The 12,953-nt window shown below is 41.0% G+C and carries 24 protein-coding genes; all 24 read right to left on the minus strand.

Features of this window, described 5'->3' with window-relative positions; all coding sequences use genetic code 11:
• Nucleotides 1–9 precede the first annotated feature (9 nt).
• Nucleotides 10–1,362: a preprotein translocase subunit SecY gene (gene secY / locus NSB28_RS10395; RefSeq protein ID WP_109625159.1), complete on the minus strand. Its 1,353-nt coding sequence runs from the start codon at nt 1,360–1,362 to the stop codon at nt 10–12.
• Entirely contained in the window at nt 1,362–1,802 is a 441-nt protein-coding gene (rplO, locus tag NSB28_RS10400) for a 50S ribosomal protein L15 (protein WP_109625160.1), read from the minus strand. The genes secY and rplO overlap by 1 nt, the downstream gene beginning before the upstream one ends.
• Before the next feature lie 24 nt (nt 1,803–1,826).
• Nucleotides 1,827–2,009 carry a 50S ribosomal protein L30 gene (rpmD, locus tag NSB28_RS10405; protein WP_109625161.1) on the minus strand — a complete coding sequence of 61 codons (183 nt, stop codon included), beginning with the start codon at nt 2,007–2,009 and terminating at the stop codon, nt 1,827–1,829.
• A gap of 14 nt (nt 2,010–2,023) precedes the next feature.
• Nucleotides 2,024–2,533, minus strand: coding sequence for a 30S ribosomal protein S5 (rpsE, locus tag NSB28_RS10410; protein WP_109625162.1), 510 nt, complete (start codon nt 2,531–2,533; stop codon nt 2,024–2,026).
• 17 nt (nt 2,534–2,550) lie between these two features.
• On the minus strand, nt 2,551–2,919 hold the full coding sequence (gene rplR, locus NSB28_RS10415; RefSeq protein ID WP_109625163.1) for a 50S ribosomal protein L18: 369 nt from the start codon (nt 2,917–2,919) through the stop codon (nt 2,551–2,553).
• Between the two features lie 17 nt (nt 2,920–2,936).
• Nucleotides 2,937–3,476, minus strand: a complete 540-nt coding sequence (gene rplF / locus NSB28_RS10420; protein WP_109625164.1) for a 50S ribosomal protein L6 — start codon at nt 3,474–3,476, stop codon at nt 2,937–2,939.
• Nucleotides 3,477–3,565: 89 nt separating this feature from the next.
• Nucleotides 3,566–3,967, minus strand: coding sequence for a 30S ribosomal protein S8 (gene rpsH, locus NSB28_RS10425; protein ID WP_109625165.1), 402 nt, complete (start codon nt 3,965–3,967; stop codon nt 3,566–3,568).
• Between the two features lie 18 nt (nt 3,968–3,985).
• Nucleotides 3,986–4,171 carry a type Z 30S ribosomal protein S14 gene (locus tag NSB28_RS10430; RefSeq protein WP_109625166.1) on the minus strand — a complete coding sequence of 62 codons (186 nt, stop codon included), beginning with the start codon at nt 4,169–4,171 and terminating at the stop codon, nt 3,986–3,988.
• 17 nt (nt 4,172–4,188) lie between these two features.
• Nucleotides 4,189–4,728: a 50S ribosomal protein L5 gene (gene rplE, locus NSB28_RS10435; protein ID WP_109625167.1), complete on the minus strand. Its 540-nt coding sequence runs from the start codon at nt 4,726–4,728 to the stop codon at nt 4,189–4,191.
• Nucleotides 4,729–4,751: 23 nt separating this feature from the next.
• Nucleotides 4,752–5,063, minus strand: a complete 312-nt coding sequence (rplX, locus tag NSB28_RS10440; RefSeq protein ID WP_109625168.1) for a 50S ribosomal protein L24 — start codon at nt 5,061–5,063, stop codon at nt 4,752–4,754.
• Between the two features lie 12 nt (nt 5,064–5,075).
• A complete protein-coding gene (gene rplN / locus NSB28_RS10445; protein WP_109625169.1) occupies nt 5,076–5,444 on the minus strand; it encodes a 50S ribosomal protein L14 in 369 nt (122 codons plus the stop codon).
• An 18-nt stretch (nt 5,445–5,462) separates the two neighbouring features.
• The gene (gene rpsQ, locus NSB28_RS10450) at nt 5,463–5,717 is read right to left on the minus strand and encodes a 30S ribosomal protein S17 (protein ID WP_109625170.1); all 255 of its coding nucleotides are present in this window, start codon (nt 5,715–5,717) and stop codon (nt 5,463–5,465) included.
• 39 nt (nt 5,718–5,756) lie between these two features.
• The gene (gene rpmC, locus NSB28_RS10455) at nt 5,757–5,966 is read right to left on the minus strand and encodes a 50S ribosomal protein L29 (RefSeq protein WP_109625171.1); all 210 of its coding nucleotides are present in this window, start codon (nt 5,964–5,966) and stop codon (nt 5,757–5,759) included.
• Nucleotides 5,956–6,393 carry a 50S ribosomal protein L16 gene (gene rplP / locus NSB28_RS10460; protein ID WP_109625172.1) on the minus strand — a complete coding sequence of 146 codons (438 nt, stop codon included), beginning with the start codon at nt 6,391–6,393 and terminating at the stop codon, nt 5,956–5,958. Before rplP ends, rpmC begins: the two co-directional genes overlap by 11 nt.
• Nucleotides 6,393–7,049, minus strand: a complete 657-nt coding sequence (gene rpsC, locus NSB28_RS10465; RefSeq protein WP_109625173.1) for a 30S ribosomal protein S3 — start codon at nt 7,047–7,049, stop codon at nt 6,393–6,395. Before rpsC ends, rplP begins: the two co-directional genes overlap by 1 nt.
• A 10-nt stretch (nt 7,050–7,059) precedes the next feature.
• On the minus strand, nt 7,060–7,446 hold the full coding sequence (rplV, locus tag NSB28_RS10470) for a 50S ribosomal protein L22 (RefSeq protein ID WP_109625174.1): 387 nt from the start codon (nt 7,444–7,446) through the stop codon (nt 7,060–7,062).
• A gap of 75 nt (nt 7,447–7,521) precedes the next feature.
• Complete coding sequence (gene rpsS, locus NSB28_RS10475) at nt 7,522–7,803, minus strand: 30S ribosomal protein S19 (protein WP_109625175.1); 282 nt, start codon at nt 7,801–7,803, stop codon at nt 7,522–7,524.
• Nucleotides 7,804–7,842: 39 nt separating this feature from the next.
• Nucleotides 7,843–8,685 (minus strand): 50S ribosomal protein L2, encoded by an 843-nt coding sequence (gene rplB, locus NSB28_RS10480; RefSeq protein WP_109625176.1) that lies wholly within the window; start codon nt 8,683–8,685, stop codon nt 7,843–7,845.
• A gap of 58 nt (nt 8,686–8,743) precedes the next feature.
• Entirely contained in the window at nt 8,744–9,043 is a 300-nt protein-coding gene (rplW, locus tag NSB28_RS10485; protein ID WP_109625177.1) for a 50S ribosomal protein L23, read from the minus strand.
• A complete protein-coding gene (gene rplD / locus NSB28_RS10490) occupies nt 9,043–9,663 on the minus strand; it encodes a 50S ribosomal protein L4 (RefSeq protein ID WP_109625178.1) in 621 nt (206 codons plus the stop codon). The genes rplW and rplD overlap by 1 nt, the downstream gene beginning before the upstream one ends.
• A gap of 28 nt (nt 9,664–9,691) precedes the next feature.
• Nucleotides 9,692–10,327: a 50S ribosomal protein L3 gene (gene rplC, locus NSB28_RS10495; RefSeq protein ID WP_109625179.1), complete on the minus strand. Its 636-nt coding sequence runs from the start codon at nt 10,325–10,327 to the stop codon at nt 9,692–9,694.
• A 155-nt stretch (nt 10,328–10,482) separates the two neighbouring features.
• Nucleotides 10,483–10,800, minus strand: a complete 318-nt coding sequence (rpsJ, locus tag NSB28_RS10500; RefSeq protein ID WP_109625180.1) for a 30S ribosomal protein S10 — start codon at nt 10,798–10,800, stop codon at nt 10,483–10,485.
• Nucleotides 10,801–11,126: 326 nt separating this feature from the next.
• Nucleotides 11,127–11,465, minus strand: a complete 339-nt coding sequence (locus NSB28_RS10505) for an ATP-binding cassette domain-containing protein (RefSeq protein WP_109625181.1) — start codon at nt 11,463–11,465, stop codon at nt 11,127–11,129.
• Entirely contained in the window at nt 11,395–12,927 is a 1,533-nt protein-coding gene (locus NSB28_RS24705; protein WP_109625182.1) for an ATP-binding cassette domain-containing protein, read from the minus strand. The genes NSB28_RS10505 and NSB28_RS24705 overlap by 71 nt, the downstream gene beginning before the upstream one ends.
• Nucleotides 12,928–12,953 lie beyond the last annotated feature (26 nt).

Here is a 12,953-nt window from a genome sequence, read left to right on the forward strand (position 1 = left end):
TATTTTAATTTAATCACTCAAGAAGCCTCTGTAGTTACGCACTAACATCTGGGACTCGATCTGTTTTAATGTCTCCAGCACTACGCCTACGATAATGATGATGGATGTTCCGCCAAAGGAAACATATGCACCGAACACGCCGTTAGCGACGATTGGAATCGTACAAACAATCAAAAGTCCGATTGCTCCTATAAATATGATATAATTCAATATTTTATTCAGATAGTCAGTTGTCGGTTTTCCTGGACGTATGCCCGGGATAAAACCACCCTGTTTTTTCATATTATCTGCTACTTCAATCGGGTTGAATGTAATTGAAGTATAGAAGTAGGCAAAGAATATGATAAGCACTGCATATACTACGAATCCGACTGTATAAATCGGTGCGCTTGGCTTAAACCAGTTCTGCTGGCTTGTCATTCCCAGAATAGTCGCTCCTACGCCTGTACCGCCTGTCTTGCCCATAAATGTAGCTATGATGGACGGCATGGACATTAATGATGAAGCAAAGATTACAGGAATAACACCTGCAGTGTTAACTTTCAGCGGGATATGGGTGGACTGTCCGCCAACCATTTTTCTTCCCTGCATTTTCTTCGCATACTGCACCGGAATCTTCCTCTGAGCATCGTTCAGAAGAATGACCAGGATTACAGTTACAACTACAACTGCCAGAATAATCAGCGCTGCGAGGGCACCTTTTGCTACCGTCTTGCCCTTTACAAAGTCATTGAAGAGACTTGTCAGATCAGACGGAACTCTGGACAGGATATTAATCATCAAGACTATAGAAATACCATTTCCTACACCCTTTTCAGTGATACGCTCACCGACCCACATAAGGAATGCAGAACCGGCTGTGAGCGCAACAACTACCACGAGTACTGCGGAAGCTTGAGCTATAAAGCCTGCATCCGCCTGCCGCATAACAGGAATCAATCCCTGGTTGCCGAAGCCGATTGCCATTGCAATGGACTCTATCAATGCCAATGCAACAGTTACATATCTGGTGATTGCTGTGATTTTCTTTCTTCCGTCTTCTCCATCCTTCTGCATCTCTTCCAGTTTAGGGATAGCGATGGTAAGAAGCTGGATAATGATGGAAGATGTAATGTATGGTGTAATGTTCAATGCGAAAATAGACATCTTCTCAAAGGATCCGCCGGTGAATGCGCTGAAAAAGTTGAACGCACCGCCTGCGGCCTGCTGCTGTTTTGCAAACCAGTCTGAAAAGAAGCTCCTGTCAATGCCAGGCACTGGCAGCTGGGAGCCAAGCCTTACGACTACCAGCATAAACAATGTGAAGAGAATCTTATTACGCACGTCTTTAATCTTAAAGGCATTTCGCAGCGTCTCAAACATTAGATCACCTCGGCTTTTCCACCCAGCGCTTCAATTTTTGTCTTAGCACTTTCGCTGAAGGCATTTACTTTAACAGTAAGCTTCTTTGTAAGTTCTCCGTTACCGAGGATCTTAACACCATCTTTTGCACTTTTGATGATTCCAGCTTCTAATAAAGTATCAATTGTAACTTCAGTATCATTGTCAAATCTTTCAAGAGTACTGATATTGATAGCTTCGATATCCAGAGTGTTTCTGTTAGTGAAACCTCTCTTCGGGATACGTCTATATAAAGGCATCTGACCGCCTTCAAATCCTACTCTTGGTGCGCCTGAACGGGCTTTCTGGCCTTTGTGTCCCTTACCAGCTGTCTTGCCGTTTCCTGAACCGTGTCCACGTCCTCTTCTGAAGTTATCATTATGTGTTGAGCCTTCTGCCGGCCTTAAGTTTGATAAATCCATTTCGACACCTCCTTGTTGAATAATTTAGATTTCTTCTACTTTCACTAAATGCTGAACCTGTTTTACCATTCCCAATGTAGCGGCATTGTTCGGAAGCTCAACAGATTTGTTGAGTTTCTTAAGACCAAGTGCTGCTACAGTAGCACGGTGTTTCGGGATAGCACAAATTGTAGATTTTACTAATGTAACTTTTAATTTATCTGCCATTTTTAGAACCCTCCTTAAGCGCGAATGTCTTCAACAGATTTTCCGCGAAGCCTTGCAACTTCTTCTGGGGATTTAATCTGTTTTAAACCTTCCAGAGTAGCAAGTACTACGTTCTGCTTATTGTTAGAGCCCAGTGACTTTGTACGGATATTCTTAACGCCTGCCAGTTCCAGCACGCTACGTGCAGGACCGCCGGCGATAACACCAGTACCTTCAGGAGCTCTCTTAAGCAGTACGGAAGCGCCGCCGAATTTACCCTGAATGTCATGTGGGATACTAGCATTGTCATCCATTGCAACCTTGATCAGTTTCTTAGCTGCATCTTCTTTACCTTTACGGATAGCTTCCGGGATCTCAGCTGCTTTTCCTAAGCCTGCCCCAACGTGTCCATTGCCATCGCCGACAACAACCAAAGCTGTGAAACGGAAGTTACGACCACCTTTAACAACTTTTGTTACACGCTTGATTGATACTACTTTTTCGTTCAACTCTAACTGACTAGCATCAATTATTGTATGTTTCATGTGTTCTTCCTCCTTGTCTAGAATTCAAGACCAGCTTCTCTGGCTGCATCTGCTAATGCTTTGATTTTTCCCTGATATATGAAGCCGCCTCTATCAAAGACAACAGTTGTAATACCTTTATCTAAAGCTTTCTTAGCGATTACTTTTCCTAAATATGCTGCTGCATCAACGTTATTGGTTTTTTCCAGCTCTGCCTTTACATCCTTTTCAAGAGTGCTTGCTGCTGCCAGAGTACGTCCAACGGTATCGTCAATAATTTGAGCATACATATGATTATTACTTCTAAACACTGCAAGACGCGGTCTTTCGGCTGTGCCGCTGAAACGATTGCGCAGTCTTTTGTGTTTTTTTACACGAACTTCAGTTCTTGATTCTTTACTAACCATTTTCACACTCTCCTTAATTATTTCTTACCAGTCTTACCAACTTTACGTCTGATAACTTCATCAGCATACTTAATACCCTTGCCTTTGTACGGTTCAGGTCTTCTCTTATCTCTGATTTCAGCTGCGTATTGGCCAACTTTTTCTTTACTGATACCTTTTACTACGATCTTGTTACCTTCAACGGTAGATTCCAGACCTTCAGGATCTTCCATTTCTACTGGGTGAGAGTATCCAAGAGATAAAACTAATTTCTTGCCCTGCTTAGCGGCCTTGTAACCAACACCGTTAACTTCCAGAGTCTTTGTATAGCCCTCACTTACACCTACAACCATGTTGTGGATAAGTGTTCTTGTTAAACCGTGCAGAGATTTCATTTTCTTTAAGTCATTCGGCCTTGTAACGATGATCTGGCCGTCTTCCATCTTGATTTCCATTTCTGCTGGCAGTACTCTTTCAAGAGTACCTTTGCTGCCTTTTACAGTAACTTTATTGCCTTCTGCAATTTCTACCGTAACACCTGCCGGGATTGCAACTGGCATTCTTCCGATACGTGACATCTGATATGTCCTCCTTACTTAAATTTTCGGAAAGGGAATGTTCCCTCTCTGTTTTCAGTAAACTTTTTAAAGTTTAAAGTACTTCCGGCCTACCATACGAAAGCGAGAACTTCGCCGCCGACCTGAAGCTTTCTTGCTTCTTTGTCTGTGATAACACCCTGGTTTGTGGAGATGATTGCAACTCCTAAACCGCCCAGAACTCTCGGGAGATTTTCCTTGCCTGCATATACACGTAAGCCTGGCTTGGAGATTCTCTTAAGACCTGTAATAATTTTTTCGTTTTTATCTGCACCATATTTTAAAGCAATACGGATCGTCTGGAAATTTCCATCTTCCACAAGATCGTATTTCTTGATATATCCTTCATCCAGAAGAATGTTAGCAATTGCGATTTTCATCTTTGATGCTGGTACATCTACGGTATCATGTTTAGCAGTATTTGCGTTACGGATTCTTGTAAGCATATCTGCGATTGGATCGCTCATTGTCATTTTAATTGCCTCCTTTTCCTACCAACTTGCTTTCTTAACACCCGGGATCTGTCCTTTGTATGCTAATTCACGGAAACAGATTCTGCAGATTCCGTATTTTCTTAAGTAAGCATGTGGACGACCACAGATTCTGCAGCGTGTATATTCTCTTGTGGAGAATTTAGCCGGGCGCTGCTGTTTAAGTTTCATTGCTGTCTTAGCCATGAAATTTCCCTCCTATACTATTTCGCAAATGGCATATTGAACTGTGCCAGTAATTCACGAGCTTCTTCGTCTGTCTTCGCTGTTGTAACGAAGATTACGTCCATACCTCTGACTTTATCAACCTTATCATATTCGATTTCAGGGAAAATCAGCTGCTCCTTGATACCAAGTGCATAATTTCCTCTTCCGTCAAATGCGTTCGGATTGATACCTCTGAAGTCACGTACACGAGGCAGTGCTAAGTTTACAAGACGGTCTACGAATTCATACATTCTCTCACCGCGCAGTGTAACTTTACATCCGATAGGCATGCCTTCCCTGATCTTGAAGTTAGCGATAGAATTTTTAGCCCTTGTAAGAACTGCTTTCTGTCCTGTGACTGTTTCCATATCCTTGACAGCTGCTTCAAGCAATTTTGCGTTTTCTTTTGCTTCTCCAACGCCCATATTGATAACAACTTTATCGAGCTTCGGAACTTCCATAACGTTTTTGTATCCGAATTTCTTTATCATCGCATCTACGATTTCATTTTTATACATTTCTTTAAGTCTACTCAACTTGTGCAACCTCCTCTCTGAAATTAGTCAATCACTTCACCAGTAGCTTTTGCAAAACGGACTTTCTTATCTCCATCCATCTTGAATCCAACTCTGGTAGCTTTTCCTTTGTGCAGCAGCATAACGTTTGAAATGTCAATATAAGCTTCTTTATTGACAATTCCGCCCTGCTGGTTTGCAGCTGAAGGTTTTGCATGTTTTGTGATCATGTTTACATTCTCTACGAGAACTCTATGATCCTGTACGTTAACGGCAAGTACTTTGCCCTCTTTATCTTTGTCTTTTCCAGCGATCACTTTAACTGTGTCGCCCTTTTTAATTTTTAATGCTGACATTCTGGCACCTCCCTATAATACTTCCGGAGCCAGTGAAACAATTTTCATAAACTGTTTCTCACGAAGCTCTCTGGCTACTGGTCCAAAAATACGAGTTCCTTTTGGATTCTTGTCATCCTTGATGATTACAGCAGCATTTTCGTCGAATTTTATATAAGAACCGTCTTTACGACGAGCACCTTTTACTGTACGAACAACTACAGCTTTAACAACATCACCTTTTTTTACAACACCGCCTGGTGTTGCATCTTTAACGCTGGCCACGATAATGTCACCGATATTTGCATATCTTCTGGTAGAACCGCCCATAACTCTGATACAAAGCAATTCTTTGGCACCAGTGTTATCAGCAACTTTCAGTCTGCTCTCCTGTTGAATCATGCTGATATACCTCCTATCCTATTTAACTTTCTCGACAATCTCGACAAGTCTCCATCTTTTATCTTTAGACAGCGGTCTTGTCTCCATTACTTTTACGGTATCACCAATGTTGCATTCATTCTTCTCGTCATGAGCTTTTAATTTATATGTTCTCTTTACGATCTTGTTGTAAAGAGGATGCTTTACATGGTCTTCTACAGCAACAACGATTGTTTTATCCATCTTGTCGCTTACAACCTTACCTGTACGGGTTTTTCTAAGATTTCTTTCCACGTTGGTTTACTCCTTTCCAAACGATTTACACATTCCGGTCTATTTAGCAGCGTTTGCTTTTGCTGTGATAATAGTCTGAATTCTTGCAATGTTCTTGCGAACTTCTTTGATCCTGCTTGTATTATCCAGCTGGTTTGTTGCGTTCTGGAATCTTAAGTTGAAAAGTTCCTTTTTAGCAGCTACTAATTCTTCAGATAATTCTGCAGCTGATTTGTTTTTTAAATCTTCTACATACTTATTAATTTTCACTGTTATCACCGCCTTCTAAGTCTGCGCGAGAAACGATTTTACATTTGCATGGAAGTTTATGTGTAGCAAGACGAAGAGCTTCTTTAGCAACGTCTTCCGGTACGCCGGCGATTTCAAATAATACGCGGCCTGGTTTTACAACTGCTACCCAATATTCGAGTGTTCCTTTTCCGGAACCCATACGTGTTTCTGCTGGTTTTGCTGTTACTGGTTTATCTGGGAAAATTTTGATCCAAACCTGGCCGCCACGCTTGATATAACGTGTCATAGCGATACGGGCTGCTTCGATCTGATTTGATTTAATCCAACATGGCTCTGTCGCAACAATACCATATTCACCATTGGAGATTGTATTTCCTCTGAGGGCTTTTCCGGCCATGGAGCCGCGGAACTGTTTACGACGTTTTACTCTTTTTGGCATTAACATTATTTATCGCTCCCTTCCTTAGGTCCTTTCGTTGGAAGTACTTCACCTTTGTAAATCCATACTTTCACGCCTAATTTTCCATAGGTGGTATTAGCTTCTGCGAAGCCGTAGTCAATGTCTGCACGAAGTGTCTGAAGCGGAATAGTACCTTCGCTGTAGAACTCTGTACGGGCCATATCAGCGCCGCCAAGACGTCCTGATACTGCTGACTTAATACCTTTAGCTCCTGATTTCATAGCTCTTCCCATACAGGATTTCATCGCACGTCTGAAAGACACACGGTTTTCCAGCTGCAGAGCGATGTTTTCAGCTACTAACTGAGCATCTTTGTCCGGTCTCTTTACTTCTTTGATATCAACGATCAGTTTTTTAGCTGTCAGCTTCTGTACTTCAGCTTTAACTTTTTCGATTTCAGAACCACCTTTACCGATAACCACACCAGGTTTTGCAGTATAGATGATAACTTTTACTCTGTCAGATGCTCTTTCAATCTCAATCTTAGAAACACCTGCACTGTATAATCTCTTTTTCAGGTATGTTCTGATCTTATGATCTTCTACCAAGTTATCAGCGAAGTCAGCTTCAGCATACCATTTAGAATCCCAGTCTTTAATAACACCGACTCTTAAGCCGTGTGGATTAACTTTCTGTCCCATGCTTTACCTCCTATCTTTCATTCAGCACGATGGTGATATGGCTCATTCTCTTTTCGATCCTGTATGCCCTGCCCTGTGCTCTTGGTCTGATCCTCTTCATTGTAGGTCCTTTGTTTGCATAACACTCTTCTACAACAAGATTCTCAACGTTCATACCGTTGTTGTTTTCAGCATTTGCAATTGCTGATTTTAATAATTTTGCAATGATCTCAGATGCATATCTTGTATTGTAGGTCACAATACCAAGTGCAGTCTGTACATCTTTGCCTCTGATGGCATCTAATACAAAACATGCTTTCTGAACAGACACTCTAGCATAAGATAACTTTGCTGAAGGTCTTGTGTCTTTCTGAGCATTTCTCTCTCTTTTGATTTGGGATCTATGTCCTTTAGCCATTGGATGAAACCTCCTTTTACCAAACTGTTTGCCGTCCTCCTAAGGTTTGCACCCTTAGGAGTCCTTCTTTATTAACTAGCGTGCGCCAGATTTCTTATCGTCTTTGCCATGTCCTCTGTAGGTTCTGGTTGCTACGAACTCTCCGAGTTTGTGACCAACCATATCTTCTGTAACATATACAGGCACATGTTTTCTTCCGTCATGGACTGCAATTGTATGTCCAACCATCTGCGGGAAGATTGTAGAACGGCGGGACCAGGTCTTGATAACCTGTTTCTGTCCTGCTGCATTCATAGCATCTACTTTCTTCAGCAGGCTTTCGTCTGCGAATGGTCCTTTTTTAAGTGAGCGAGCCATAGGTTCTAACCTCCTTGTAAAATTTGATAGAATTAATAATTAGTTGATTGCTTTACCGTCTCTTCTTCTTACGATGAGCTTGTTAGACGCTTTGTTTTTCTTCCTTGTCTTCAAGCCAAGAGCAGGTTTGCCCCAAGGTGTACATGGACCCGGACGTCCGATTCCGGCCTTACCTTCACCACCACCGTGCGGATGGTCATTCGGGTTCATAACAGAACCGCGGACTGTAGGTCTGATACCCATGTGACGTTTTCTACCAGCTTTACCGATGTTAATCAGGTTGTGTTCACCATTTCCAACTACACCAACTGTTGCGCGGCAGATGATAGGAACCATTCTCATCTCACCTGAAGGCAGACGAAGTGTTGCATACTTTCCTTCTTTAGCCATCAGCTGTGCGCCGTTTCCTGCAGAACGAACGAGCTGTCCGCCCTTGCCCGGATATAACTCAATATTGTGGACCATAGTACCAACCGGAATCTCTGATAACGGAAGGCAGTTGCCGATCCTTACTTCTGCATCCGGACCATTCATGATCTTCATGCCGTCTTTGAGTCCTGCCGGAGCCAGGATATATGCTTTCTCACCATCTGCATAGCAGATAAGAGCGATATTTGCTGTTCTGTTCGGATCATATTCGATACCGATTACTCTTGCCGGGATACCATCTTTCTTTCTCTTGAAATCGATGATCCTGTATTTTCTTCTGGAACCGCCTCCGCGATGCCTTACTGTGATTTTACCTTGATTATTACGACCAGATGTCTTCTGGAGAGATACCAATAAGCTCTTCTCCGGAGTGCTCTTTGTGATTTCAGAGAAATCAGAGCCAGTCATATGTCTTCTGGAAGGTGTATATGGGTTATAAGTCTTAATTCCCACGTTTGTCACTCCTTTCGATATTTGTCATCACGCTTTTATGCGTATAAGTTCGTGTTTCTTACAGCCCTTCGAAAATCTCGATCTCTTTGCTGTCTTCTGTCAAAGCAACGATTGCTTTTTTAGTCTTGGCTGTTTTTCCAACGGTCATTCCACGTCTCTTTTTCTTTCCGTCCAGATTCATGGTGTTTACGCTCTTTACTTTTGTTCCTTCGAACATTTTTTCAACAGCTTCTTTTACCTGATTCTTGGTTGCATCCGTGTGCACTAAGAAAGTATATTTCTTCTCGCCCATGGCGTTCATGCTTTTTTCTGTGATAACCGGTTTAAGGATCACATCATAGTATTTAAGATCAGCCATTATGCGTACACCTCCTCGATTGCTTCTACAGCAGCCTTTGTCAGAACAACTGTATTATATTTAAGGATATCATATACATTGATTGTACTCGGAAGAGCTGTCTGAACGTCCGGGATGTTCCTTGCGGATAATACTACGTTTGTATCGTTGTCTTTGGTAACAACCAGAGCCTTTGATACTTTTAAGCCATCCAGTACGTTTTGCATTGCTTTTGTCTTGATCGCATCGAATTTCAGGTCTTCCAGAACGATTAACTTGTTCTCCTGAACCCTTGATGTTAATGCAGATTTTAAAGCAGCTCTCTTTTCTTTCTTATTCATCTTGAATGAATAATCTCTCGGTGTCGGAGCGAATACTACTCCACCGCCTGTCCACTGCGGAGCTCTTGTTGAACCCTGTCTTGCATGACCGGTTCCTTTCTGTCTCCATGGTTTTCTTCCGCCGCCTGAAACTTCAGAACGTGTTTTTGCTTTCTGTGTTCCCTGACGTTTATTTGCAAGCTGGTTAACAACTGCCATGTGTACCAGGTGTTCATTGACTTCCACACCAAATACAGCATCGTTCAGCTCAATTGTCCCAACTTCTTTGCCTTCCATATTATATACAGATACGCTTGCCATTTACGTGTTCCTCCTTTCCTACAAAAGCCTATTTGCCAGCTTTTACTGTTTCTTTAATCGTTACTAAAGATTTCTTAGGTCCTGGTACGGCACCTTTCACTAAGAGAAGATTGTTCTCAGCATCCACTCTCACGATTTCCAGATTCTGGATTGTGATCTTCTTGTTTCCCATCTGTCCTGGCATCTTCTTTCCCTTGAATACCTTGCTCGGGTCAGATGCAGAACCGTTGGAACCTGCATGACGGTGGAATTTAGAACCGTGAGCCATAGGTCCTCTGGACTGTCCATGTCTCTTGATCGCGCCCTGGAATCCTTTACCTTTGGAAACAGCAGTTGCATCGATCTTGTCGCCAGCCTGGAATACATCAGCTTTGATCTCCTGAGCTACTGCATATCCTTCTGCGTCGTCCAGCTTGAACTCTCTTACGAATCTCTTGTAAGAAACACCAGCTTTGTCAAATTGGCCTTTCATAGGCTTGTTAACCAGTTTTTCTCTCTTATCAACAAAACCTACCTGTACTGCACTGTATCCATCGTTTTCAACTGTCTTTACCTGTGTTACCACGCAAGGTCCAGCCTGGAGTACAGTGACCGGAGTTAATACTCCGTCATCGTTGAAGATTTGAGTCATTCCGACTTTTGTCGCTAAAATCGCTTTCTTCATTCTTTTACCTCCTGTTTTTCTACAGCGGATTACACTGTGTTGTGCAATCATCCTAGTCAAACAGCCGATATAAGTGGAACATACGTTACTTCTATATCAACCTTTTAGGATAATCTTCTTGCTCGCTTCACACCCGTTTTTCCAAGTGTTCAGTCTTACTTTGTTTTCATCTTGATATCAATGTAAACGCCAGCCGGCATTTCCAGTCTGGACAGTGCATCAACTGTTTTCTGAGTCGGTGCCATGATATCAATCAGTCTTTTATGAGTTCTCTGCTCGAACTGCTCTCTGGAGTCTTTGTACTTGTGTACAGCCCTCAGAATTGTTACTACTTCCTTCTTAGTAGGAAGGGGTACCGGTCCGCTCACCTGAGCTCCGTTCTTCTTTACAGTTTCGATGATTTTTTTTGCGCTTGCATCAATTAACTGATGATCATACGCTTTCAATGTGATTCTCATTACTTGACTTGCCATAAAAAAAGTCGCCTCCTTTTCGCACTTAATAGCAGTACGACAAGCGGTGACTGTACACTCTCCCGTGTGTATCATCCATGACCACACGTTGTTCCCAGGGTCTTGCCTGGGCAGTTATATTTTGTACAGTGACTTGTCGCCAGTTTTATAACTTGACATTCGCTCCACGGAAAACCTGCGGTTTTACCCGCAGCAACCTCACGCTTCTACGCTATCAAGGTCACAACATGAATGATTATATATGAAAACCCCCGCGTTTGCAAGGGTTTTTTGAAAAATATTGTATTTTTTTTTGTACACAATGTCGCTCATTTTATTGCTCAGGTTTACACATAATACTGAGCCTGAGCGTTCCATAGTTTTGCGTATAAACTATTTTCTGCTTTTATCAGCTCTTCATGACTTCCACTCTCTACAATTTTTCCTTCATCAAACACTAATATCTTATCACAAAATCTGCAGCTGGAAAGTCTGTGTGAAACAAATACTGCTGTCTTTTCTTTGACTATTTTTCTAAAGTCCTTATAAATCTCATATTCTGCCTGGGCATCCAGTGCGGCTGTTGGTTCATCTAATATCAGGCACGGAGAATCTTTATATAACGCCCTTGCAATTGATAACTTTTGAGCTTCCCCCCCCTGAGATTTCAATTCCTTCGTCTGCATAATCCTGATAAATAAATGTATTTAGCTTTTTAGGCATACTCTCAATTTTATTCCACATATTTAATTGTTCAAGAATATTTTTAATTTTAGTTGTATTGTACTCTTGATTTACTGCTATATTTTCGCCTATATCAAAAGAAAACATAGTAAAATCCTGGAATACGGCAGCAAACTGACTCCTATATCCATTTATTGAAAGTCCATTAATGTTATTGCCATTTACTAAAATTTCACCTTTAGCAGGCTGGTACATCCCAGTTAACACCTTAATAAAAGTAGACTTTCCAGAGCCATTTCTCCCTACCACCGCTATCTTATCACCCCGGTTTATAGTAACAGAAACACCTTTAAGAACATCACTGCTGCTTTCAGGATATTTAAAATAAATGTTACGGAGCTCAATCTCATTGGGATAATGTTTAAAATCATCTCCACCTGATTCTTCTAACATATTGAGAAGGATAAACGAATCATTAAGACGGAGATTCCACAATTTCAAAGTACTGCTCACAAATGAAAGGCTGACCACCGACTCAACCAGACCAATAACGTTACCCGCATATGCAAGAAGAACACCTGGGTTTAAAATTCCCTCTGCCCCAAATATTCCTAAAAAAATAAAAGCAATGCCGCCTATTATTACAGATAAGATACTGCCTGCAATACCCGCAGCTTGTGTTAGCAGTATTTGTTTTTTTGAATTTGGAGCAAATTCAGTAAGCATATGTTCACCTTCATCATGAACTAATTTATCTATTGCAAATAACCTTACATCTTTTCCGCAATAATAATTTTGTACTACATCATCATACAAAACCATAGTTATAGTGTTAAGATCCACAATTTTATCCATAACGTCAGGCAGCCTTTTGCTTACATATTCCTGGAGCTTTTTAATACCCATTACCGTTAAGAAGACAAGTATGCAAAGTATAATTGTTAAGCTTAAAAATTCCTTGAGGATATTTGAATTATACATCTCAATTCCTATCCCTGTAAAAATTATCAGCGCATATATAACTCTCACTATATTCGTGAACAATTTTTCTAACTCGCCCAGATAGTTCCCAAATGCGCCAAAATTTTCATCATTGTATTGTATACCTTGTAATGTCTTTTCAAATTCAGAGGTCTCTAACCACTTAAATTCAATAGAAAATGCTTTTTTTATTTTTAACTCACGGTATTTTTCGATCATAAAATTTTTATGATTATCATTTATTTTCTTTAATAATACTGAAATTAATTTTAAAACCGCAAATATCCCCAGAATAAGACCTGTGCTAATCCACAATGACAGGTCATTAATTTCCTTATATAAAAGGCTTATAATAAGGGAAGGCATTAATATTAACCAATAGGAAACCAGAGCATCTACCAAACATTTAAGTATTATCCATTTTATACCTTTTTTATCAATTTGTTGTGCAAGCTTAATTACCCTAAATCTATTATCATTCATTCTCAATAGGCCCCTTTTTATAATAT

The sequence above is a fragment of the Murimonas intestini genome (assembly GCF_024622195.1).
GTDB lineage: Bacteria > Bacillota > Clostridia > Lachnospirales > Lachnospiraceae > Murimonas > Murimonas intestini.

Coding starts and splice junctions, on each gene's coding strand:
- rpsS (WP_109625175.1), bottom strand. CDS start 7,803: ATGGCTCGCTCACTTAAAAAAGGACCATTCGCAGACGAAAGCCTGCTG.
- rplP (WP_109625172.1), bottom strand. CDS start 6,393: ATGTTAATGCCAAAAAGAGTAAAACGTCGTAAACAGTTCCGCGGCTCC.
- rplX (WP_109625168.1), bottom strand. CDS start 5,063: ATGTCAGCATTAAAAATTAAAAAGGGCGACACAGTTAAAGTGATCGCT.
- NSB28_RS10505 (WP_109625181.1), bottom strand. CDS start 11,465: ATGCAGACGAAGGAATTGAAATCTCAGGGGGGGGAAGCTCAAAAGTTA.
- rpsC (WP_109625173.1), bottom strand. CDS start 7,049: ATGGGACAGAAAGTTAATCCACACGGCTTAAGAGTCGGTGTTATTAAA.
- rpsE (WP_109625162.1), bottom strand. CDS start 2,533: ATGAAACATACAATAATTGATGCTAGTCAGTTAGAGTTGAACGAAAAA.
- rplN (WP_109625169.1), bottom strand. CDS start 5,444: ATGATTCAACAGGAGAGCAGACTGAAAGTTGCTGATAACACTGGTGCC.
- rplO (WP_109625160.1), bottom strand. CDS start 1,802: ATGGATTTATCAAACTTAAGGCCGGCAGAAGGCTCAACACATAATGAT.
- rplC (WP_109625179.1), bottom strand. CDS start 10,327: ATGAAGAAAGCGATTTTAGCGACAAAAGTCGGAATGACTCAAATCTTC.
- rpmD (WP_109625161.1), bottom strand. CDS start 2,009: ATGGCAGATAAATTAAAAGTTACATTAGTAAAATCTACAATTTGTGCT.
- rplD (WP_109625178.1), bottom strand. CDS start 9,663: ATGGCAAGCGTATCTGTATATAATATGGAAGGCAAAGAAGTTGGGACA.
- rpsH (WP_109625165.1), bottom strand. CDS start 3,967: ATGACAATGAGCGATCCAATCGCAGATATGCTTACAAGAATCCGTAAC.
- rplR (WP_109625163.1), bottom strand. CDS start 2,919: ATGGTTAGTAAAGAATCAAGAACTGAAGTTCGTGTAAAAAAACACAAA.
- NSB28_RS24705 (WP_109625182.1), bottom strand. CDS start 12,927: ATGAATGATAATAGATTTAGGGTAATTAAGCTTGCACAACAAATTGAT.
- rpsJ (WP_109625180.1), bottom strand. CDS start 10,800: ATGGCAAGTCAAGTAATGAGAATCACATTGAAAGCGTATGATCATCAG.
- rplF (WP_109625164.1), bottom strand. CDS start 3,476: ATGTCACGTATCGGAAGAATGCCAGTTGCAATCCCGGCAGGTGTTACG.
- rplV (WP_109625174.1), bottom strand. CDS start 7,446: ATGGCTAAAGGACATAGATCCCAAATCAAAAGAGAGAGAAATGCTCAG.
- secY (WP_109625159.1), bottom strand. CDS start 1,362: ATGTTTGAGACGCTGCGAAATGCCTTTAAGATTAAAGACGTGCGTAAT.
- rplW (WP_109625177.1), bottom strand. CDS start 9,043: ATGGCTGATCTTAAATACTATGATGTGATCCTTAAACCGGTTATCACA.
- NSB28_RS10430 (WP_109625166.1), bottom strand. CDS start 4,171: ATGGCTAAGACAGCAATGAAACTTAAACAGCAGCGCCCGGCTAAATTC.